Consider the following 21,673-nt stretch of genomic DNA (forward strand, 5'->3'; position numbering starts at 1 on the left):
GCCACCCCCTCGTTCTCACGTCAGCGGCCAGGTGTGCACGGGTTCGTTGGCGTGCATCAGGTCCACATAGGTCCGCAGCATCGTGCGCAACGCGTCCGCCCGGTCCATGTGCGAGTGGTCGTAGTGCCGGTGGAACTCGCGGGCCTGCCACGTCGCGCCGTTCACGCCGCTCAGGCACCGCTGTTCGATGACGCCCAGTAAACGATCGCGCTCCGCCGAGTCGACGCCCCACCGGATCAGGCCCTCGTGGGCGAGCGGGAGCAGCCGGCGCAGCACCAGTTCCACGACCGGCACCGTGCCGACGCCCGGCCAGTACATCTGCGCGTCCATGCCGTTGCGCGAGGCGGCGTTGAAGTTCTCCTCGGCCGCCTGGAAGCTCATCTGCGACCACAGTGGACGTTCGTCCTCGGCCAGCGCGCGCACCAGCCCGAAGTACAGCGCCGCGTTCGCGAGGGTGTCCACGACGGTCGGTCCGGCGGGCAGCACGCGGTTCTCGACGCGCAGGTGCGGCCGGTCGCGGACCACGTCGTACACCGGCCTGTTCCAGCGGTAGATGGTGCCGTTGTGCAGCTTCAGCTCGCTCAGCGACGGCGTGTCGCCCTTGTCGAGGACCGCCAGCGGGTCCTCGTCGTCGGTGATCGGCAGCAGCGCGGGGAAGTAGCGGACGTTCTCCTCGAACAGGTCGAAGATCGAGTTGATCCACCGCTCCCCGAACCACACGCGCGGCCGCACGCCCTGCGCCTTCAGCTCGTCGCCGCGGGTGTCGGTGGCCTGCTGGAACAACGCGATGCGCGTCTCCCGCCACAGCTCCTTGCCCAGGAAGAACGGCGAGTTCGCGCCGACCGCGACCTGCACGCCCGCGATGGCCTGCGCCGCGTTCCAGTAGGCGGGGAACTGCTCCGGCGACACCTGCAGGTGCAGCTGCGTGCTCGTGCAGGCGGCCTCGGGGACGATCGAGCTCGACGTGAGGTGCAGCCGTTCGACGCCGTCGATGGCGATCTGCAGGTCCTCGCCCCGCGCCGCCAGCACCTGCTCGTTCAGCAGCGCGTAGCGCGGGTTGCTCGACAGCAGGTTCGGCGAGATGTCGCTCGAGCGCAGCGTCGGCAGGATGCCGTTGATCACCATGTGCGCGCCGACCTCGCGCGCCTTCTGCTCGGCGTCGTTGAGGCTGCGGCGCACCGTCTCCTCGAACGCCGTGATGCCGCCGCCCGCGAGCCGGCGCGGGGCGACGTTGATCTCGATGTTCCACTGGCCGAGCTCGGTCACGAAGTCCGGGTCGTCGATGACCTGCAGCGCCTCGTGGTTCTTCATCGCCGGATCGGCGTTCTCGTCGATCAGGTTGATCTCGATCTCGAGACCGGTCATCGGCCTCTCGAAGTCGAAGCGCGCCTCACGCAGCATCCGCGCGAACACGTCGAGGCACCGGCGCACCTTGGTGCGGTACCGCGTGCGGTCCTCGCGCGTGAACTCGTGCTTCGCGACGTCCTCGCCCATGGTGGCCTCCCGGCGGTCGAGGGTTCACCCCACCACTGTGCACCATGATTGATCAAGCCGACAGTCGTGTGTCTTGTCCGGAACTAACCGGACAGGCCTCCCGCGGGCACGGCGATCGCCGTGACGAGCAGGTCGCCCTGCACGAGCCAGCGGCCGTCGAACCCGGCGATCGGGGTGTCCGGCAGCAGGACCCGGCTGTGGAACGTGCCGTCGGCGTTCAGCGTGATGTCCGCGTCCTCGAAGCCGAGCCACCGCTTGGTGACCGGGAACCAGGCCTTGTAGGTGCTCTCCTTGGCGCTGAACAGCAACCGGTCCCAGCAGATCTTCGGGTCGTCGGCCGTCAGCCCCGGCATCCGGTCGAGCTCGGCCGGGATCGCGATCGCGCCGAGCACCCCGTCCGGTGCCGGGGCGTGCGGCTCCGCGTCGATGCCGATGGTCTCGAAGTCGGTCTTGAGCGCCAGCGCGGCCGCCCGGTAGCCCAGGCAGTGCGTGAGGCTGCCGACGACGTTCTCCGGCCACAGCGGCTCGCGCTTCGGGCCGGGCAGGATGGCCGCGGGGGCGACGTCCAGCGCCTTCATGGCCTCGCGGGCGCACGCGCGGACCGTGCCGAACTCGAACCGGCGCTTGGGCACGGCCTTGCCGAGCTGCGCCTCCTCCTCGGGGAAGAGCTCGACAGGTTCGTCGTCGTCGTACCGCTCCGCCACCGCGACGGGGGAGGGGAGAAGCTGCTCCAGCACCTCTACGACTCCCGCAACACGTCGTGCAGCTTCACCCTGGTGGTGCCGCGTGGTTTCCACTCGCGCGGGTAGCCGAGCGAGACCTCGTCGAAGCGCACGCCGTCGTGGACCGTCGTGCGCGGGATGTGCAGGTGGCCGTAGACCATCTCGACCGCGTTGAACCGCAGGTGCCAGTCGGCGGTCGCGGTCGTGCCGCACCAGAGCGCGAACTCGGGGTAGTGCAGCACGAACGTGGGGTCGCGGACCAGCGGGTAGTGGTTGATCAGCACGGTCGGGCCCTCGATCTCGGCCAGCCTGGCGGCCGTCTCCTCGACCCGCGCCGCGCACCACGCCTCGCGCGACGGGTAGGGGTCGGGGTGCAGGAAGTACTCGTCCGTGCAGACCACACCGGCCGCTTTCGCGATCGCCAGGGCGGACTCCACGTCCGTGGCACCCGGTGTCCTGAACGAGTAGTCGTACCCCAGGAACAGTGGACACACGGTGACCGGACCTCGTGGCCCGTCGAACGTGACGTACGGGTCCTCGGGCGTGATCACGTCGAGGCTGCGGCAGAGCTCCACGAGCTGCTTGTAGCGCATCTCGCCACGCGACTGGTTGGCGTCGTCCTTGGTGGTCCAGAGCTCGTGGTTGCCCGGCGACCAGATCACCTTCGCGAACTTCGGGCGCAGCGTCCGCAACGTCCACTCGATGGACTCGAACTTCTCCGCGACGTCCCCGGCGATGACGAGCCAGTCATCCGGGTCGGGAGGCGCGATCGCCGCCACGACGTCACGGTTGTCCTGGTAGGAGACGTGCAGGTCGCTGGTGGCCAAGAGCTTCACACCCCGACGGTAGCCCGACCGTCAACGTCCCGATCACCGGGCGCGCGGCGAGCGGCACCACCACCCGATCGTGAGAGCGGTACCACGACCGGTTATCCGTTCGTCGCAGACAGTGCGCCACTCGTCTCAACAGGACGAGCCGTGCATCGCCGCCCCCGGGCCGCTCATCGCCTTTCACGGCCTACCTACTTACCTGTTTCCGACCCGCGTTCTTACTGTGAGCGCTGTCACCTGACGGAAAAGTCCTGGCGGAGGACCACACCATGACCGACTCACAGTTCGCTCGCACCCCGGACCCGCGGCTCGCGCGGCAGGTGCCACCCCGTCAGGTGCCGGGCCGCGTTCCCCCGCGACAGGGCCAGGTGCCGCTCCCGCCCCGCACCGCCGCCGCGCCGGGCCAGGTCCGCTACGGCCAGCCGGTCGACCCGCGCCTCGCGGCCAACCCGTCGTTCCGCCGCACGGTGAGCGCGGAGATCGCCCGCCACGCCCAGCAGCAGGCCTACGCCGTCCCGCAGCGCCGGACCACGGCCGAGGACACCGCCCTGGCCACGCTCCTGCGGTCCCGTCAGCGCGCCGAGTCCGCCCGCCAGGACCCGCGGCCCGCAGACCTGGCCCCGCATCCGGAGTCGTGGATGCGCTCGTCCTGGCCCGGTGCCTCCGAGGAGCCCGGCCGGGGTGACGTGATCGAGCAGCTGTCGTCCCGGCTCGTGTCGGCGGACCTGTGGGCGGTCGTCGAGCCGCTGATCCCGCCGGCCAAGGTCCGGCGCCAGGGTGGTGGGCGTGGGCGGGTGTGCAACCGGTCGGTGTTCACCGCCATCGTGTTCGTGTTGTCTTCCGGGTGTGCTTGGCGGCACCTGCCGGCTTCGTTCGGGGTGACTGTGCCGACTGTGCACCGGCGGTTCCAGGAGTGGACCGATCTGGGGCTTTGGGTTCGGTTGCGGCGGGCCGCGGCTGAGGGGGCCTGTGGGGCGGAGGAGCTCGACTGGGTTCGGGCCGTGTTGGACGCCGCTGATCGGCGGGCTGCCAAGGCTGCCAGCTGAGGTTGGGTTTTACCGAGGCTGAGCTTGGCCGAGGGGTGGGGGTTTCGCCGGGGTCGTCCTGAGGAAGGGCGGCCCCGGCGGGTTTTTGCCGTTTGTCCCACGACAGAGTGGTTCGCCTTTGCGTCGTGGTTGCTCAGGCCGTCACGAGCCGGGTCGTTTCATCGCCGCTGACGCGTCGATAGCGATTGGGGCTTGACTTCGGGGCCCTTGCGAGACGCTGGTCGGCCTTTCAAAAGCCGGGCTGAAAAGAGCCCGGCCGATCCGTGCGAGGGTAGCGTCTCGCACCCAAAGTCAAGCCCCAATCGCCATCGTGCGTGGTTGCGTTGGCGGGGCACGTCACCGTTACCGCTGACGAGGGCGGCAGAGGTTCCTACGCCTCGCCTTCGGCATTGCGTTGGAGCGGGGTGGCTCGCCTCCGGCCTCGCCTGGCGCGGCTCACATGCCGTTGATTCCCGCGTGGTACTTCGGCACCCGCACGGTGATCTTCGTGCCCAAGCCGCACGCCGTCTCCACCACCAGGCCGTACTCGTCGCCGTACACGCGGCGCAGCCGTTCGTCGATGTTGCCCAGGCCGATGCCCGCGGACTCGTCCACCTGCCCGGCCAGCGTGCGGCGGAGCTTCTCGGGGTCCATGCCGATGCCGTCGTCCTCGATCGTGATGTGCGCTTCGGCGCCGCCGTCGTTCGCGTAGATCTGGATGTGGCCCGGTTCCACCTTGCCCTCCATGCCGTGGCGGACGGCGTTCTCCACCAGGGGTTGGAGGCACAGGAAGGGAACGGTCACGGGCAGGACCTCTGGTGCCACCTGGAGGGTGACCTTCAGGCGTTCGCCGAAGCGGGCGCGTTCGAGGGCGAGGTACTGGTCGATCGAGCGGAGTTCCTCGGCGAGGGTGGTGAAGTCGCCGTGGCGGCGGAAGGAGTAGCGGGTGAAGTCCGCGAAGTCCAGGAGGAGGGTGCGGGCGCGCTCCGGGTTGGTGCGGACGTAGGAGGCGATGGCCGAGAGCGAGTTGTAGATGAAGTGCGGGGAGATCTGGGCTCGCAGTGCGCGCACCTCGGCTTCGACGAGGCGGGTGCGGGAGCGGTCCAGTTCGGCCAGCTCCAGTTGGCCCGCTGCCCAGCGGGCCACCTGGTTGGTGGCGCGGACCAGGCCCGCCGAGGCTTCCCTCGAGTACGCGGCCAGGGTGCCGACGACTCGGCCCTCGACGGTCAGCGGGGCGACGACCGCGCAGTTGATCGGGCAGTTCGGTTCGGTGCAGCCTATGTCGAAGGCTTGGGTGCGGCCGGTCAGGAAGACGTCCTCGGCCTGGGTCATGGCGTCGGCCGCGTGGTGGTCGGAGACGCCTTCCCAGGCGACCACCTCGGTTTCGTCGGTCAGGGCCAGGGCCGGGGTGTCGAGCAGGGTGCGGAGGTGTCGGGCCGACTTCTTCGCGGCGTCCGGGACCAGGCCCGCGCGCAGCGGGGGTGCGGCGGACCAGGCCGTGTGGAGGGTTTCGTAGGTGACGCGCTGGGCCTCGGTCGAGAGCGACTGCCTGGTGCGCGTGCCCTTCCACAGCACGAGGACGGCCGCTCCGCCCACGATCAGGATCGCCGCGGCGGTGAGGAAGTCTTGCATTCGCGCGTCACCTTCTAGCTTCGCTCGTCGTGCGACGAGGAGGAGCCGGAGCCGTCCAGCCCCAGGTTCTCGGGGGCGTGGAGCTTGACCATCGTGCGCTGGACGCCGGACGGCAGGTGCCGCGGGGTGAGCAACGAGACGACGTACATGACCGAGAAGCCGAGCGGGACCGTCCACGCGGCGGGGCGGGAGAGCAGGATCTCGTACCAGGCGTCGCCCGTGTCGGTGAACATCGTGACGAGGCCCGCGGTCAGGGCCGGGACGCCGCCCGCGAGCATGCCCGCGATCGCGCCGGGCGTGGTGATCCGCGAGGACCAGATGCCCAGCATCAGCAACGGGCACAACGACGACGCGGCCACGGCGAATGCCAGGCCCACCATGTCCGCGACGGGCATTCCCGTCGACACGAACGTCATCGCGAGCGGCACCAGGCCGGCGAGCACCGTGGAGATCCGGAAGCCGCGCACGCCGCCGAGGCGCAGCACGTCCTGCGAGAGCACGCCCGCGAGCGACACGACGAGGCCCGAGGACGTCGAGAGGAACGCCGCGAACGCGCCGCCCGCCACCAGGGCGCCGAGCAGCTCGCCGCCGATGCCGTCGATCATCCTCGTCGGCAGCACCAGCACGACGGCGTCGGTCTGGCCCGTCATCAGCAGCTCGGGCGTGTACAGGCGGCCGAGCGCGCCGTACATCGGGGGCATCAGGTAGAAGACCGACAGCAGGCCCAGCACGATCAACGTCGTGCGGCGCGCGGCCGTGCCGTTCGGGTTGGTGTAGAAGCGCACGATCACGTGCGGCAGGCCCATCGTGCCCAGGAACGTCGCGATGATGAGCGAGTACGCGCCGTACAGCGGGAAGTCCTGGCCGCTCGACATCGGCAGCGACCACATCTCGTTGGTGTTGTGCTCCATTGTGGACAGATGCGGGACCGGCGCGTCCTTCGGGAACGTGAACTCCGAGCCCTGCCCGATGCGGTGGTAGCCCTCGGTCAGCGTGAAGTCCTCGTCCACGCGCACGCCGTCGACCTCGCCGGTGCCCTTCACCAGCACGGGCTGCTCGGCGTGGATCATCGTGGAGCGCTGGAACGAGACCTCGGTGTCCTGCCGGAAGACCGGGTAGTCGGGCCTCGTCAGCGACTCGGCGCCGTGCACCTGCCACACCACGATCAGGAACACGATCGGCACCGTGATCGCGGTCAGCTTGAGCCAGTACTGGAACGCCTGCACGAACGTGATCGACCGCATCCCGCCGGACATCACGTTCGCCGTCACGACCGCCGTGACGATCAGCGCACCCACCCAGTCCGGCGCACCCGTCACGGTGTTCAGTGTCAGGCCCGCGCCTTCGAGCTGCGGCAACAGGTACAGCCAGCCGATCGCCAGCGCCAGGACCGACGCGACCGCGCGCACGCCCCGCGAGCGGAAGCGGGCCTCGGCGAAGTCCGGCAGCGTGTAGGCACCGGACCGCCGCAGCGGCGCCGCGACCATCGTCAGCAGCACCAGGTACCCGGCGGTGTAGCCGACCGGGAACCACAGCATGTCCGGCCCGTAGGCGAAGATCAGGCCCGCGATGCCGACGAACGACGCCGCGGAGAGGTACTCGCCGCCGATGGCCGAGGCGTTCCACCACGGCGAGACGGTGCGCGACGCGACGTAGAAGTCCGACGTCGTGCGGGAGACCCGCAAGCCGTAGGTGCCGACCAGGATCGTGCCGAGCGCCACGACCACCACGGCCACGATGGCGTAACCACTCGTCATGGACGTTCGACCAGCTCCGCGAACTCGCGTTCACTGCGCTCGGCCTGCCGCACGTAGAACCAGCCGGCCAGCAGCAGCATCGGGCAGGTCGCCACGCACAGCAGGAACCACGGCAGCCCGAGCCCGAGGATCCGGAACTTGCCGAGCTCCGGCTCGATCGCGAACAGCAGAGGCAGCAGGGCGAGCGCCCCGGTCGCCACCAGGCAGACCGACAGGCCCAGCCGCAGTTGCGCCCGGATCAGCGTGCGCATGTAGACGGCGCCGAGCTCGCTCTGCTCGTTGATCTCGCGCGTGCCCGAGTACGGGCGGCGCGCACGGGGTGCCCGCGTGCGCGGGCTCGTCACCACCACGCGCTGGGTCGGCTTGGGGTCCGGCCTGGGAGGTGGTGGCGTCGTCACGACCCGAGCCCGTTCCGGGGTTGCGCGCCACCCGCGACGGGGGTGGGCCGGGCGCGGCGGACGAGCAGCTGCCGCAGGTGCCGGGCGTGTCTGCGGCTGACCGGCAGCACAGCGCCGCCGATCGTGACGCTCAGGTGCCCGTCCTCCAGGCGCAGTTCGTCGATGTGGCCGAGCGACACCAGGTGGCTGCGGTGGATGCGGACGAAGCCCGCGCTGCGCCAGCGCTCCTCGAGACCGTTCAACGCCGCGCGCACGAGGCCGCTGCCGGTCGTGGTGTGCAGGCGGGCGTAGTCGCCGTGCGCCTCCACGTACCGGATGTCGGCGAGGCGGATGAACCGCGTGACGCCACCGAGCTCGACGGGGATGACCTCGTCACCGACCTCCGGCGGCGTGGCGTTCGCGGGCTGCGGGGGCGTCTGCGCGGTGGGTTCGGCCGGCGTCTTCGAGTCCCAGACCTCGTGCACGATGCGGTGCACGGACTCCGCGAGCCGTTCGGGCCGCACGGGCTTGAGCAGGTAGTCGAGCGCCTTGAGCTCGAACGCCTCGACGGCGGGCTGCTGGTGCGCCGTCACGAACACGACGGGCGGCGGCTGCGCGAAGCGGGAGAGCACGCGGGCGAGGTCGAGACCGTCGAGCCCGGGCATCCGGATGTCGAGGAACACCGCGTCCAACGGCTGACCGGCGTCCATCGCGCGGTGCAGCACCCGCAACGCCTTGGTGGCGTCGGTGACCGCTTCCACGTGGGCGATGCGCGGATCGGAGCGCAACAGGTACACGAGGTCTTCCAGGGCGGGCGCCTCGTCGTCCACGGCGAGCACCCGCAGCGAGCGCTCGAGGCTGCCACGTCGATCCGGCCCCTCGCAGACGGGGCAGGGCAGACCTGAGGTCATTCGAGATCGAGTCCAAACTGTGTACGGCCGATCCTCACGTGGCTGCGATTGGACCACGCTCGGTCATCGCGCGCCTGGTGAGCCGAGGGCGTCGGATACGAGATCATGCCCTCTCACGGAGGGTGACCCGTAGCGGGGGTCCGGTTGCACAGCGTGTGCACGACGAGAACCCCCTCCCACCCTGGAAACCCCGAACGGCCGCATCATCCGCCAGCGGGAGGACGTGCGGAAACCCTCCGATCGGGTGCGACTCGGCGGGCTGTCCGAAGGTCCTATCACGCAGCGTGCAGGTTTCCTGGTCAGGCTCGCCGCAGCTATTCCACCGGGCACGCGACGGCCTGGCGTCGACAGGTGATCGACAGGTGCTACGGCTGCCGGAGCACGCGGGGCTGGGCCGCCAGCGCGTCACCGAGCGTGATCTCCAGCTCGATGAACGACTCCTCGGCGCGGCGCGCGGCCACGCTCACCGACGCGGCGGCGGCCGGGCCGATCAGTCTGCGGGTGGGGGCGCGGAGCGCCTGGATCGCCTCGGACCACTGGTTCGACAGCTTCGCGAGGCCGCTCAGGGTGTCCACGAGCTCCTCGGTGCTGTCCGGCGGTGACGCGACGATCTCCGCCAGCCGGTCGCGCAAGGCGTCCAGTGCCGGGTCCACTTCAGTCCTCCAGAGGGCTGCGCCAGACAATTCTTCCCACTGGCATCACCATATCCCGACCGCTGCGGTCCTGGGCAATGATGTTGCCCCGGCGGGACCGCCCGGTCAATCGCACGCGCATTCCGTCTCAACAGGCTCTCGTCTCAACTGGCCTGCGCTTATGTCATCGGGACGAAATGTGTGTGATTTCAACCATGGAGCCTGTTCTGCGACGTCAGGCCGGTTCACTGCAGCTGGTGCGAGAGAAGGCGAACCGGCGTCACCGCGGACTGTTCGGTGTGCGAATTAACTCTTTTGCCACACCGCTGCGCCGTTTGTGCCGACGATCGCGTGCGATGTTCAGTCGTTCGGGTTCAGCGGACAATCGAGCGGATATGAACGAACTGCGCCGTCGTTCACGAACAGCTCAGAGCCGGCCGACGTCCGTGATCGTCACGACCGCCTCGCCGACCTCGTCCGACGCCGCCAGGTCGACCTCGGCGTTGAAGCCCCAGTCCTTGTCCCCGGCCGGGTCCTCGAAGATCTGCCGGCACACCCAGCGCTCGCGCTCCACGTTGATGATCAGGAACGCCGGGCCGCGCGCGTTCGGGCCCGCGCCGATGTGCGAGTGCTCCTCGAAGTACGGCTCCAGCGCGTCCATCCACTCCTTGGCCGTCCAGCCCGACTCGTGGTCGAGTTCGCCCAGGGAGTACCAGTCGCGCTTGGCGGCCAGCTCGACGCGGCGGAACAGCGCGTTGCGGACCAGCACGCGGAACGCCCGGACGTTGCGGGTGACCGCCGGCGGCAGGTCCACGCGGACCTCCTCGACGGGTGCGTCCGGGTTCGTGAGCTTCTCCCACTCGTCGATCAGCGACGAGTCGACCTGGCGCACGAGCTCGCCGAGCCACGAGATCAGGTCGTTGAGCTCCTCGGTCTTCGCCTCGTCCGGCACCGTCTGCGACAGCGCCTTGTAGGCGTCGGCGAGGTACCGCAGCACGAGCCCTTCGGAGCGTGCGAGACCGTAGAACGCCACGTACTCCGAGAACGTCATCGCGCGCTCGTACATGTCGCGCACGACGGCCTTGGGGGACAGGTGGTAGTCGCCGACCCACGGGTGGCCGCGGCGGTAGGTGAAGAACGCGGCCTCCAGCAGCTCGTTGAGCGGCTTCGGGTACGTGACCTCCTCCAGCAGCTCCATCCGCTGGTCGTACTCGATGCCGTCGGCCTTCATCGCGCCGATGGCCTCGCCGCGCGCCTTGTGCTCCTGCGCGCCCAGGATCTGCCTCGGATCGTCCAAAATGGACTCGATCACCGACAGCACGTCGAGCTCGTAGCCCGGCGCCTCGCGGTCGAGCAGCTCGATCGCGGCCAGCGCGAACGGCGACAGCGGCTGGTTCAACGCGAAGTTGAACTGCAGGTCCATCGTGAGGCGGAAGTCGTCGCCGTCGCGTTCCACGACGCCCGCGGCGACCAGCGCCCGGTACATCGCCAAGGCGCGCTTGATGTGCCTGAGCTGCTTCGGGCGGTCCTCGTGGTTGTCCTCCAGGAGGTGGCGCATGGCCTGGAACGCGCCGCCGCCGGGGCGGCCGATCACGTTCAGCAGCATGGCGTGCGAGACCTGGAACGACGACGTGAGCGGCTCCGGTTCGGCGCCGACGAGCCGTTCGAACGTCGAGTCGCTCCACGACACGAACCCGTCCGGAGCCTTCTTGCGCACGACCTTGCGGCGCTTCTTCGGGTCGTCGCCGGCCTTCGCCAGCGCCTTGATGTTCTCGACCTCGTGCTCGGGCGCCTGCACGACGACCGTGCCGACGGTGTCGTAGCCCGCGCGGCCCGCCCGTCCGGCGATCTGGTGGAACTCACGGGCCTTGAGGATGCGTGTGCGCGTGCCGTCGTACTTCGAGAGAGCCGTGAACACGACCGTGCGGATCGGCACGTTGATGCCGACGCCCAGGGTGTCGGTGCCGCAGATGACCTTGAGCAGACCGGCCTGCGCGAGCTGCTCGACCAGCCGGCGGTACTTGGGCAGCATGCCGGCGTGGTGCACGCCGATGCCGTGCCGCACGAGTCGCGACAGGGTCTTGCCGAAGCCGGAGGAGAAGCGGAAGTTGCCGATCGTCGAGGCGATCTCCTCCTTCTCGGCCTTCGTCGCGACGTTGACGCTCATCAGCGACTGCGCCCGCTCCAGCGCCGCGGCCTGCGTGAAGTGCACGACGTAGATCGGCGCCTCACGGCCGTGCAGCAGGTCCTCGATCGTCTCGTGCAACGGCGTGGTGACGTACTGGAAGTTGAGCGGCACCGGGCGTTGCGCCGAACGGACCACCGCCGTCGGCCTGCCGGTGCGCCGCGTCAGGTCCTTCTCGAAGAACGAGACGTCGCCGAGCGTCGCCGACATCAGCAGGAACTGCGCCTGCGGCAGCTCGACGATCGGCACCTGCCAGGCCCAGCCGCGGTCGGGCTCGCTGTAGAAGTGGAACTCGTCCATGACGACCTGGCCGACGTCGGCGTCGGCACCGTCGCGCAGCGCGATGTTCGCGAGGATCTCCGCGGTGCAGCAGATGATGGGCGCCTGGTCGTTGACGCTCGCGTCGCCGGTCATCATGCCGACGTTCTCCGGGCCGAACACCTCGCACAGCGCGAAGAACTTCTCCGAGACCAGCGCCTTGATCGGCGCGGTGTAGAAGCTGCGCTGGTTGCCCGCCATCGCGACCAGGTGGGCACCGATCGCCACCAGGCTCTTGCCCGACCCGGTGGGCGTGCTGAGGATGACGTTGGCGCCCGAGACCAGCTCGATGACCGCTTCCTCCTGCGCCGGGTACAGCGCTAGCCCGCGCTCGGTAGCCCAGTGGGAGAAGGCGTCGAACAGTTCGTCTTCGTCGGCGATCGAGGTGAGCCGGTCCGTGAGTGCAGTCATCGCAGGTGAACTATAGGTGGTACGCGTATTCGGTGAACTCCCAGTCGGTCACGAACCGCTGGAACCGGGCCACCTCCTCCCACTTGAAGTCCACATAGGACCGCACGAAGTCCTTGCCCAGCACGTCGACCATCGCCGTGTCCTCCTCCAGGTAGGCGAGGGCGTCCGGCAGGGTGGCGGGCAGCGTGGGGGCCTTCGACGGGTCGTAGCCGTAGCCGGCGGACGGCCGCGGCGGCTCGATCTGGTCGCGGATGCCCAGGTAGGTGGCCGCGATGAGGCCCGCGATGCCGAGGTACGGGTTCGCGCTCGCGTCGCCGAGGCGCAGCTCGAGCCGGGTGGTGTCGCCGCGCTCGGCCGGCACCCGGAGCATCGCGCTGCGGTTGTCGAGGCCCCAGTCGATCAGCCAGGGTGCGAGCGAGTCCGGCCCGAACCGCTTGTACGAGTTGACCGTGGGGTTGAGCAGCGCGGCCAGCGCCGGGGCGTGCTTGAGGATGCCGCCGATGGCCCAGCGCGCCTCGTCCGACAGGCCGCTCGTGGTGCCCGGCGCCTGGAACGCGTTGCGGCCGTCCTTCTCGTGGCACGACAGGTGCAGGTGGAAGCCGCTGCCGCCGCCGTCGTTGAACGGCTTGGCCATGAACGTGGCCATCCGGCCCTCCCGGCGGGCGAGCTCCTTGACGCTCGTCTTGAACCGGAACGCGCGGTCGGCGGCGTCCATCGCGGGGGAGTGGACGAGGTTGATCTCGAACTGCCCGCCGGCGTACTCGTGGTTGCCGCCGGTCGTCTGGAGCCCCGCGCTGGACAGCGTGCGAAGAGTTCTCAACAGATGACCGTCTGAATCGCCCCGGCGGCCCGTCGCGTAGACGTTGCCCGGCTCATCGCAGTAGGGCCGCCACCCGTTCGGGCGATCTTCGTCAGGTTCGCACAGAAAATATTCCAACTCGGGCCCGACCACCGGGCTCAGTCCTGTGGTCTCGAATATTTCCAGCGCCCTGCGCAGCACCTGCCGGGGCGATTCGTCCACGGGTCTTTCGTCGGCCGGGCTCACGGCGTCGCCGATGCACCACGCCACCCCCGGCTCCCAGGGGATCGGCAGCAGGGTGTCGAGGTCCGGGACCACGATCACGTCGGGCAGCCCGGCGTCGAGCACACCCCCGTTCTCGGTGGTCTTGCCGCCCGGGGTGGTGCTGTAGACGGCCCGGCAGAACGACAGTCCGCGTTGGATAACCGCAGGTAGATGCTCCACCAGGACGTCACGGCCCCGGTCGGTGCCGAGCAGGTCTGGGAAGACGACGCGCACCACGTCGATCCCGTCCTCGCCGAGTCTTGCCGCGAGTTCCCGTGTCACCTGTTCACCGACCACGTCGAACTACCTTTCCGGCACAGTGTGCTGCTGGTCCGGAGGGGATAACGTTGAGGGGCAAACGCTATCGACCCGTCCGTGGAGCAAAGACCGCCATTGGTCCCCGTCGGGTGCTCCACACTCATCGTCCACCACGGGGCAACAGTCCGTAACTGGACGGGTGACGACCGTCACGAGATCATGCACGATGTGGGATCGTGATCAAAGTGGTTGCGGACCGACTCGCACCACATCACAGACATAGTTCGGAACCGCAAGTATTGTGCCGGGAACACCTGAGCTCGAGCACGGGAGACTTTGAGTTGTCTGGTCACCACACGATTGCCGAGACCGAGAAAGCCGTCCAGGCCAAACTCGGTGCGGTGCCGCTGCATCGCGAGCAGATGGCGGCGGTGTCGAACATCCACCGCGCCGCCACCGCGATCCGCCAGCACCTCGAGAACTCGGTGCTGCGCACCAGCGATCTGACCTGGACCGGCTTCGTCGTGCTCTGGGTCGTGTGGATCTGGGGCGAGATGGAGACGCGCTACGTGGCCGAGGAGGCCGGGATCTCCAAGGGCACCCTGACGGGCGTCGCCAAGACGCTGCAGTCGCGGGGCCTGCTGGAACGTCTCGGGCACCCGACCGACGGGCGCCTGGCCGTCCTGCGGCTCACCCCTGAGGGTGAAGAGCTGATGGCCGACCTCTTCCCCAAGTTCAACGAGGAGGAGGTGTTCGTCTCCGACCCGCTGGAGTCGTCCGAGGCGCAGTCGCTCGCCGAGATGTTGCGGCGGATGGTGACGCACCTGGAGGCCAACGGGGAGCAGCGCCGGTTGGACCTGCGCGGGGACACGCCGTTGCCGCCTCGTCGGTCTGGGCGGCGGGCCAAGCACGGTTGATGGCTTTTGGTGGAGGGCGACTCACTCCGGGGTGAGTCGCCCAATTTGGCGTTTTCTTTGGGTCTGGGTGGGCAGAGGGTAGTGGGCTGACCTGCGTATTTGGGTCACCTTGCGAGGGTGGTCGCCTTCACCGTGCGTCCCGTCGCCTTCCAGCGTGGTCACCTTTGCTCGTACCGAGCCGGTGCCGGACATCGCCGCTTCGCGACGATCGCGATTGGGGCTTGACTTCGGGGCCCTTGCGAGGCCTTCCTCGGCCTAGAAAAGCCGGGTCTGTACAGCCCGGCCGAGGGTCAAGTTTAAGGCCTCGCACCCAAAGTCAAGCCCCAATCGCCGTCGTGGTTGCGTCATCACCGCTGATCAGAGGCTTGCAGCTCCCACGCCTCGGCTTCGCCTTTGCGTGGGGTGGGCTTTGGGGTGGCTCGCCCTGTGTTCTGTGTTGGCCCTGGTCAGAGCAGGCTGAGCACCCTTGCGTGCAGCGTGTCGAGGTAGTCCTCGGACTCCGGCTTCATCAGGACGCTGCGCAGCACCCGTGCGCCGTCCGCATCGGCCTCCACTTCGGGGTGCCTGGCTGCGAACGCCGTCTTCGATGCCCGTGCCACGCTCAGGAAGATCGGGTCGACGGCGGCGTTCATGCCCGTGTCCATCACACGGTGCGAGGCCTCGTCCACGGCTGAGAGGGTCAGCGGGGTCGTGCGCGGGAAGTACGCGACGATGTCCAGTTCGGGCTCCTGGTAGAGCTCCAGGGCCTCGGACTCGCGGATGATCGACGCCCACCGCACGGCTGCGCGGCGTCCGGCTGCGAGGACCTCGCCCAGGCCCTCACGGGTCAGGGGCAGGAGGCGGAGGGTCAGCCAGAGGCCTGCTGCCGCCGCGCCGGCTCGGGAGCACTCCAGGCTGATCTCGCCCAGGTGCAGTTCGTCGGACGTGAAGTACGTGTACGGGGAGTCGTGCAGGTAGAAGCGGCCTACGGACGGGTCGCGGAACAGGACTGCTCCGCAGCCGTAGGGCTGCAGGCCGTGCTTGTGCGGGTCTACGACCACGGAGTCGCACTGGGCGATGGCTTGCCACGGTTCGGGGGCCAGGTCTGTGCCTGCGAGGAGCGTGAAGAAGCCGCCGTACGCTCCGTCCACGTGCACCCGTGCGTCGTAGCGGCGTGCTACGTCCAGCACGAGGTGCACCGGTTCGATGGCGCCCAAAGCGGTGGTTCCTGGGGTGACGACGACTGTGCCGACCTTGCCGGTCTTCAGGAGGTCCTCTAGCGCGTCGAGGTCCATGCGGCCGTGGTTGTCCGCGGGGACAGGGTGGCCCTCGATGCCCAGGACGCCGCACATGCGTGAGTGGGTGTAGTGCGCCTCTGAGGAGTAGGCGATGCCTTTGCCCGGGTGCAGGGAGCGGGCTACGAAGAGGGCTTCCAGGTTCGCGATCGTGCCGCTGGAGGTCAGGTGGCCGAGGTGTTCGGGGCCGTAACCGAACATGTCGGCCAGGCCCGCGACGACCTCGCGTTCCATGGTGGCTGTCGCGGGGCCGCCGTCCAGGGCGTGGTTGTTCGGGTTGATCAGCATCGCGGACAGGTAGCCGACCACGGCCGCGGGGTGCGGGGGCTTGAGCATCTGGCCCGCGTAGCGCGGGTGGAAGAACGGGTAGTTGTCGCGCAGGCGGTCCTGGAGTTCCGCGAGGGCCGAGCCGAAGACCGCCGGGTCGACCTGGAGGGACGAGTGGGGTGTGAAGGAGCCGTACTCCGCCGTCCACTTCTCGTGGTTGGCCAGCGCCTCGTTGAGCCAGTGCTGAAGATCCACCGCACACCCCACTCGTCCACCGTTGTTCGAATTTGTACGTTACGGCAGACCCCAGCGCGAAGACGAGCCGTTGGCTTTCACATCACGCGCCGAGGTGTCGGGGCGGGTGCCCTTGCGGGTGACGACGGCGCTCTGACCTCGGCGGAGTGGGATCTCGATGGCGGTGCCGCGGGTCTTGTGGTCGAGGCGGCGGCCCCACGTGTCGCGGACGTCGATGTCGCCTGTGATCCCGTGTTCCAGCAACAAAGGTGAGCCCGCCTCGGAGTGCACCTTGACCCAGTCGGTGCGTCCGCCGGAGCGGGAAGCGTCCACCAGGAACGCGCCTTGTGTGCGCAACGACGAGATGGACGCATCGGCCCAAGTGGACGACACGGACGGGAAGACGCGCACGACGTTGTTGTGCGACTGGACCATCATCTCCAGCACGGCCTGGGCGGACATGAGCGGCGACTCGATCGCGAGGTTGCCGCCCTCGCGGTAGAAGGTGTTCTCGGTCAGCACGGCGTTCGAGCCCACCTGCTTGCGGTCGAGGAAGTAGCGCAGGAACGACAGCGCCTCCTCCGGGCGGCCCATCGCCGACGCCATCGCGGACGCGGCGCCGTAGCTGTAGCCGGCCCACGCCTCGCGGCGGGAGACCCAGTGGTCGAACGTCCTGTCGATCAAGGCGCGGTGTTCGGGCATGTCGTAGGTGAGTTCGCGCAGCGGGTAGAACCACAGCATGTGCGAGAAGTGGCGGTGCGACGCGTCGAGCGACACGTCCTTGCCGATCAGCACACCGTTCTCGCCCCGTGCGTAGGGCACGAGTCGGGTGGCGATGTCGCGCCAGCGCGGGTTCTCCTCGATGGACAGCAGCGTGCGCACGCCCCAGCGGATCAACGAGAGGTCGTACGTCGTGTCCGTGGCGTTCGCGTACTCCGGTGAGCGGGTCTCGGGCAGGTGGAGCTTCCCGTCCGCTCCCTCGACGAGGAACCGCGCGTAGTAGTTGACGGCCTTCGTCAGGATCGGGAAGAGGACGTCCTTGAGGATCTTCTTGTCCAACGTGTGGCGGTAACCCAGCCAGACGTTGTGACAGGCCCACAGAAGATTGCCCGTATGGTCGTTCGGCGCGACGCCGGGAACGCCGCAGTAGCGCGGTCCGGAGCGCAGCGTGCGGTCGCCGGGGTGGCAGATCGCGTACGACTTCCCGTCGCGGTAGGCGGGGTTCACGTTCAGTTCGAGGTTGTGCTCGAACCTCTTCAACGTCGTCGTCACCGCGTCGAGCTCGTGGTGGTTCGAGCCGTTGACCAGCGGATACGAGATCTGGACGTTGAGGTTCCACCACACGGCCGTCCAGCTGTTGCCCTGCTCGGGGAACCACGGACCCCACTCGGAGATGACCGGCGCGTCCGCACGGGTCGCCGAGGCCATCTTGTAGAGCTGCAGCCAGTAGAAGCGCTGCACGAGCTTGTCCGGCACGGAGACGAGAGACTTCTCGTAGTAGGCGTTCCACCAGCGGCGATGCTGCAGCGTCAGCACCTCGAACGGGATCGCGAGCGCCTGACGCACCTCGCGGATCGCGTCAGAGGTGTGCGTGTTCGCAGGGTGTGTGTACGCGACGTGGGCAGCGAACCGGCCGTTGCGGGTCTGCCAGGCCGTTGTGTAGCCACCGCCCGCGAGCAGCGGTTGTGCGGCGTAGGAGACGCCGTTGGCCGTGCCGAGGGTGGGCGCGGGGTTGGCGGTGTAGTCCGCCGGCCTGCGGATCTGACGCGTCGTCGACGACTCCAGCGGCTGGAATCCCCAGGTCACGTCGCCGCGGACGGAGGCGAGGAACGTGCTGCGGGCGTTGTGCACGAGCATCGTGAACGTGGCGCTGCCCTGCGTGGTCGTCACCGAGCCGGTGAGCTCGGCGTTCCACAGGTCGAGGGTCCAGTCGACGGCGGTGATCGCGCCGGCGAACTTCAGCGTCAGGTAGCCGATGGGCAGCCGGGACAGCCCGACCGCGGCTTCCCAGTGCGCGCGCTGGTCCTGCACCTCGGAGTGGCTGAGCATGAGCTTCAGCTCGTCCGGGGTGCGGCCCGCGTAGACCTGCACGCCGAGGAAACCGTTGGCCAGAAAGGGACTATCACCCCAATTCGCCGGTACCCGCCTCCACTCCATCCGAGCATCCCGGACCACGTCCCGGTGCACGTTGTGACCCGATGTTTCGGGGATCGTCGGTGCTGCGACCGAGGTGCCCGTCCCCAGTGCGGAGGCCCCCACGGCCGCGCCCGTCCCGTACAAAAAGGTTCTACGCGACAGCTCTGTCACTGTTCGTCCCTCCGTGCCGTGGCGGCGGCGGAACGGATCTAACCGCAGAAGTCATCCGATGACTAGCGATGCTGTGACGATCGCCGCGTTGTTGCCCTGCAATCGTTGTTGCACAGTCCTAGCCATAACCGAGGTCCGGCAATTAGCGTCTCGGCTCATGTCACCTGTTGCCATGCACATGAGCGACGGTCTGCTGAACGCGCCGGTGTCGGTCGCGTTCCTCGTGATCGCGGCGCTGGGCGTCGGGTTCGCGTTGGTCAAGGCCCGTGCCGACCTCGACGACCGCACGGCGCCGATGGCGGGCCTGGTGGCCACGTTCATCTTCGCCGTCCAGATGATCAACTTCCCGATCCTGCCCGGCGCCTCCGGCCACCTGCTCGGCGGCGCGCTCGCGGCGATCCTGGTCGGCCCGTACGTCGGCGCGCTGTGCGTGACGATCGTGCTCGTGGTGCAGGCGCTGCTGTTCGCGGACGGCGGCCTCACCGCGCTCGGCGCCAACGTCACGAACATGGCGCTGATCGGTACCGCGACCGGCTTCCTCGTCGCCGTGGCGCTGCGCAAGGTCGCCGAGAAGGGCAAGGGCGGGCTCGCGGTCGTCGCGTTCGTCTCGGCGTTCGTGAACACGCTGTTCGCCGCCACCGGCTTCGTCGTGGAGTACGCGATCGGCGGCGCGGGTGGCGTGGAGATCGGCAAGGTCGCGCTGCTGATGTGGGGCCTGCACGCGCTGATCGGCATCGGCGAGGGCCTGATCACCGCCGTCACCGTCACGTCGGTCGCGTCGATCCGCCCTGATCTCGTCCACCTGCTGAAGGGCAGCCGCAAGCCGCTGGAGGTGCGGTCGTGAAGAAGTTCTTCATCGGGTTCGCGTTCGTGTCACTGCTGATCGCGGGGGTGCTGTCGTACTTCGCGTCCGGCGACCCGGACGGCCTGGACAAGACCGTCGAGGACACCGGGATCGCCGAGCACGCGCAGGAGCACCCGTTCTCCGGCAGCACGTTCGCCGACTACGCGCTGGGCGGCGACGACAAGTTCACCGGCTTCGCGGGCGTGCTCGGCGTGGTCGTGGTGCTGGCGTTGTCGTTCGGCCTGTTCTGGGTGCTGCGCAAGAAGTCCGACGCGCGGTGAGCGGCGCCCACGACGTCCTGCACCACGCCGGCGACTCGCCGGTGCACCGCCTCGCGCCCCACGTGAAGATCCTCGTGGCGTTCGGGGCGGTGCTGGGCGTCGTGGCGACCCCGCGCACGCTGTTCCCGCTCTTCGGCCTGTACCTGCTGGTGGTCGTCGCGGTGTGGTTCGTGGCGCGCGTTCCCGCGCTGTGGTTCGTCAAGCGCGCGGTGATCGAGGTGCCGTTCGTGGTGCTGGCGTTCCTGCTGCCGATCTTCGGCACGGACCCGCGCACGGACTTCCTCGGCCTCTCGGTGTCGGTCGAGGGGTCCCTGGCGGGCTGGAACATCCTGGTCAAGGGCACGCTGGGCGTGCTGATCAGCCTGACCCTGGCCGCGACGACGGCGCCGGGGGAGCTGCTGCGCGGACTGCAGACGCTGCGCGTGCCCGCACCGTTGATCATGATCGCCACGCTGATGCTGCGCTACGGCGAAGTCGTTGTCGGAGAAGCGAAGCGCATGCGCGTGGCCCGCGTCTCCCGCGGCGACGACCCGCGGTTCCTGTGGCAGGCGGGCGCGCTGGCCCGGTCGGTCGGCACGTTGTTCATCCGGTCCTACGAACGCGGAGAGAGGGTGCACCTCGCGATGGTGTCGCGCGGCTGGACGGGCAGGCCGGGAGGCTCGGCGACGATCGTTCCCGAGGTCGCCGCGGCGCCGGCCCTGGAGGTCTCGAAGCTCGCGTTCGCCTACCCGGACGGCCATCAGGCGCTGTTCGGCGTCGACCTGCGCGTGGAGCGCGGCGAACGGGTCGCGGTGCTCGGCCCGAACGGCGCCGGCAAGACCACGTTCGCGTTGCACCTCAACGGAGTTCTCTCCGGCGGCTCCGGCTCCATCTCGGTCGCGGGGCTGGAGGTCTCGAAGCACACCCTGCGCGAGATCCGGCGCCGGGTCGGGCTCGTCTTCCAGGACCCCGACGACCAGCTGTTCAGCGCCACGGTCGCGGAGGACGTGGCGTTCGGCCCGCGCAACTTCGGCCTGTCCGACGTGGACGCGCGGGTGGCGAAAGCGCTGGGCGCCGTGGGCATGGAGTCCGTCGCGGACCGCTCGCCGCTGCACCTGTCCGGAGGCCAGCGCCGCCGCGTCGCCCTGGCGACCGTGCTGGCCTGCGAGCCGGAGGTCCTCGTGCTGGACGAGCCGTCGGCGAACCTCGAACCGGTGGCCCGCCGCGAGCTCGCCGAACTGCTGCTCTCGTTGGCGCCCACAATGCTCATGGTCACGCACGACCTGCCGTTCGCGCTGCAGATCTGCCCGCGCAGCGTGCTGATCGACGACGGCGTGGTGGTGGCGGACGGCCCGACCCGCGAGATCCTCGCGGACACCGAGCTGCTGGCCCGCCACCGCCTCGAACTGCCCTACGGCTTCCGGCTCTGAAGGCCCTGCAGCACGATCTCCAGCAACACCTGGGGGTTCGCCCCCTCGTGCATGCTCTGCAGCATGCCCTTCATCAACGACACCAGGTCTTGGGTGACGATGTCGGCGCGCACCGCCCCGGCCTCCTGAGCCCGCGCGAGCAACCCGCCCAGCGTGGCGTGCAGGCTGTCGCGCAGCTCTGACGGCACCGCGATCGCGTCGGACATGTCCCTCTTCGCGGCGGCCTCGCCCGCCATCTTCCGCAGGAACGCGAAGAGGTCCGCGCCGGGGTCCCCCGACGACCCGGCGGACGCGATCATGGCCGAGACCCGCGCCTCCGTGACGGCCTGGAAGAGCGCCTGCTTGGTCGGGAAGTGCCGGTAGACCGTGCCCGGCCCGACACCGGCCTTCGCCGCGATCTCGTCCAGCGGCACGTCGAAGCCCTGTTCCGCGAACAGCTCCCGCGCCGCGTCGAGCACCTTCGCGCGGTTGCGCGCGGCGTCGGCCCTCATCGTTGCCAACCGGGGCGCGCGTTCCGTATGTTGT

General features: G+C 69.1%; 17 protein-coding genes and 2 pseudogenes. 6 read left to right on the plus strand and 13 right to left on the minus strand.

The genetic code is table 11. The annotated features are described in order from the left end of the window. Positions 1 to 15: 15 nt before the first annotated feature. The 3 genes from ABZX02_RS32770 to ABZX02_RS32780 all read right to left on the minus strand — a co-directional run bounded on the left by ABZX02_RS32770 (position 16) and on the right by ABZX02_RS32780 (position 3,052). Positions 16 to 1,494 (minus strand): glutamate--cysteine ligase, encoded by a 1,479-nt coding sequence (locus ABZX02_RS32770; RefSeq protein ID WP_355304021.1) that lies wholly within the window; start codon positions 1,492 to 1,494, stop codon positions 16 to 18. 83 nt (positions 1,495 to 1,577) lie between these two features. Beyond that, a complete protein-coding gene (locus ABZX02_RS32775) occupies positions 1,578 to 2,231 on the minus strand; it encodes a 4'-phosphopantetheinyl transferase superfamily protein (protein ID WP_355304023.1) in 654 nt (217 codons plus the stop codon). A gap of 2 nt (positions 2,232 to 2,233) precedes the next feature. After that, complete coding sequence (locus tag ABZX02_RS32780; RefSeq protein ID WP_355304025.1) at positions 2,234 to 3,052, minus strand: metallophosphoesterase; 819 nt, start codon at positions 3,050 to 3,052, stop codon at positions 2,234 to 2,236. A 680-nt stretch (positions 3,053 to 3,732) separates the two neighbouring features. On the opposite strand from ABZX02_RS32780, the pseudogene ABZX02_RS32785 reads away from it, so the two are divergent. Then, a pseudogene (locus ABZX02_RS32785) lies at positions 3,733 to 4,080 on the plus strand (transposase); the annotation flags it as partial. Positions 4,081 to 4,527: 447 nt separating this feature from the next. On the opposite strand, the gene ABZX02_RS32790 reads toward ABZX02_RS32785, so the two are convergent. The 7 genes from ABZX02_RS32790 to ABZX02_RS32820 form a co-directional block, all read right to left on the minus strand. After that, complete coding sequence (locus tag ABZX02_RS32790) at positions 4,528 to 5,703, minus strand: histidine kinase (protein WP_355304027.1); 1,176 nt, start codon at positions 5,701 to 5,703, stop codon at positions 4,528 to 4,530. A 14-nt stretch (positions 5,704 to 5,717) separates the two neighbouring features. After that, a complete protein-coding gene (locus ABZX02_RS32795) occupies positions 5,718 to 7,460 on the minus strand; it encodes a cation acetate symporter (RefSeq protein ID WP_355304029.1) in 1,743 nt (580 codons plus the stop codon). Next, positions 7,457 to 7,858 (minus strand): hypothetical protein, encoded by a 402-nt coding sequence (locus ABZX02_RS32800; RefSeq protein WP_355304031.1) that lies wholly within the window; start codon positions 7,856 to 7,858, stop codon positions 7,457 to 7,459. Before ABZX02_RS32800 ends, ABZX02_RS32795 begins: the two co-directional genes overlap by 4 nt. Next, positions 7,855 to 8,748 carry a LytTR family DNA-binding domain-containing protein gene (locus tag ABZX02_RS32805; RefSeq protein WP_355304033.1) on the minus strand — a complete coding sequence of 298 codons (894 nt, stop codon included), beginning with the start codon at positions 8,746 to 8,748 and terminating at the stop codon, positions 7,855 to 7,857. The genes ABZX02_RS32800 and ABZX02_RS32805 overlap by 4 nt, the downstream gene beginning before the upstream one ends. A 365-nt stretch (positions 8,749 to 9,113) precedes the next feature. Next, a complete protein-coding gene (locus tag ABZX02_RS32810; protein WP_355304035.1) occupies positions 9,114 to 9,401 on the minus strand; it encodes a hypothetical protein in 288 nt (95 codons plus the stop codon). A gap of 406 nt (positions 9,402 to 9,807) precedes the next feature. Then, entirely contained in the window at positions 9,808 to 12,294 is a 2,487-nt protein-coding gene (locus ABZX02_RS32815) for a DUF3516 domain-containing protein (RefSeq protein WP_355304037.1), read from the minus strand. Between the two features lie 10 nt (positions 12,295 to 12,304). Continuing rightward, the gene (locus ABZX02_RS32820; RefSeq protein WP_355304039.1) at positions 12,305 to 13,639 is read right to left on the minus strand and encodes a glutamine synthetase family protein; all 1,335 of its coding nucleotides are present in this window, start codon (positions 13,637 to 13,639) and stop codon (positions 12,305 to 12,307) included. Between the two features lie 377 nt (positions 13,640 to 14,016). Between ABZX02_RS32820 and ABZX02_RS32825 the strand changes: the two genes are divergently transcribed. Then, positions 14,017 to 14,532: a MarR family transcriptional regulator gene (locus ABZX02_RS32825; protein ID WP_236219911.1), complete on the plus strand. Its 516-nt coding sequence runs from the start codon at positions 14,017 to 14,019 to the stop codon at positions 14,530 to 14,532. Between the two features lie 446 nt (positions 14,533 to 14,978). On the opposite strand, the gene ABZX02_RS32830 is transcribed toward ABZX02_RS32825, so the two are convergent. Both ABZX02_RS32830 and ABZX02_RS32835 read right to left on the minus strand, forming a co-directional pair. Next, positions 14,979 to 16,328 carry an aminotransferase class V-fold PLP-dependent enzyme gene (locus ABZX02_RS32830; protein ID WP_355304042.1) on the minus strand — a complete coding sequence of 450 codons (1,350 nt, stop codon included), beginning with the start codon at positions 16,326 to 16,328 and terminating at the stop codon, positions 14,979 to 14,981. A gap of 39 nt (positions 16,329 to 16,367) precedes the next feature. Continuing rightward, a complete protein-coding gene (locus ABZX02_RS32835) occupies positions 16,368 to 18,398 on the minus strand; it encodes a glycoside hydrolase family 95-like protein (protein ID WP_355304043.1) in 2,031 nt (676 codons plus the stop codon). Positions 18,399 to 18,771: 373 nt separating this feature from the next. On the opposite strand from ABZX02_RS32835, the gene ABZX02_RS32840 reads away from it, so the two are divergent. From ABZX02_RS32840 to ABZX02_RS32855, 4 genes and pseudogenes are all read left to right on the plus strand, one after another. Continuing rightward, complete coding sequence (locus ABZX02_RS32840; RefSeq protein ID WP_355304045.1) at positions 18,772 to 19,458, plus strand: energy-coupling factor ABC transporter permease; 687 nt, start codon at positions 18,772 to 18,774, stop codon at positions 19,456 to 19,458. Next, on the plus strand, positions 19,455 to 19,739 hold the full coding sequence (locus tag ABZX02_RS32845; RefSeq protein WP_355304047.1) for a PDGLE domain-containing protein: 285 nt from the start codon (positions 19,455 to 19,457) through the stop codon (positions 19,737 to 19,739). The genes ABZX02_RS32840 and ABZX02_RS32845 overlap by 4 nt, the downstream gene beginning before the upstream one ends. Before the next feature lie 89 nt (positions 19,740 to 19,828). After that, positions 19,829 to 20,326: pseudogene (locus ABZX02_RS32850) on the plus strand (energy-coupling factor transporter transmembrane component T); the annotation flags it as partial. Between the two features lie 36 nt (positions 20,327 to 20,362). Further along, positions 20,363 to 21,148 (plus strand): ATP-binding cassette domain-containing protein, encoded by a 786-nt coding sequence (locus ABZX02_RS32855; protein WP_355304392.1) that lies wholly within the window; start codon positions 20,363 to 20,365, stop codon positions 21,146 to 21,148. Here ABZX02_RS32855 and ABZX02_RS32860 read toward each other — a convergent pair. Then, a complete protein-coding gene (locus tag ABZX02_RS32860) occupies positions 21,130 to 21,639 on the minus strand; it encodes a helix-turn-helix domain-containing protein (protein WP_355304049.1) in 510 nt (169 codons plus the stop codon). The two genes, ABZX02_RS32855 and ABZX02_RS32860, sit on opposite strands and share 19 nt — an antisense overlap. Positions 21,640 to 21,673 lie beyond the last annotated feature (34 nt).

Origin of the sequence: Lentzea sp. NPDC003310, from assembly GCF_040610935.1 — a bacterium.
Classification (GTDB): domain Bacteria; phylum Actinomycetota; class Actinomycetes; order Mycobacteriales; family Pseudonocardiaceae; genus Lentzea.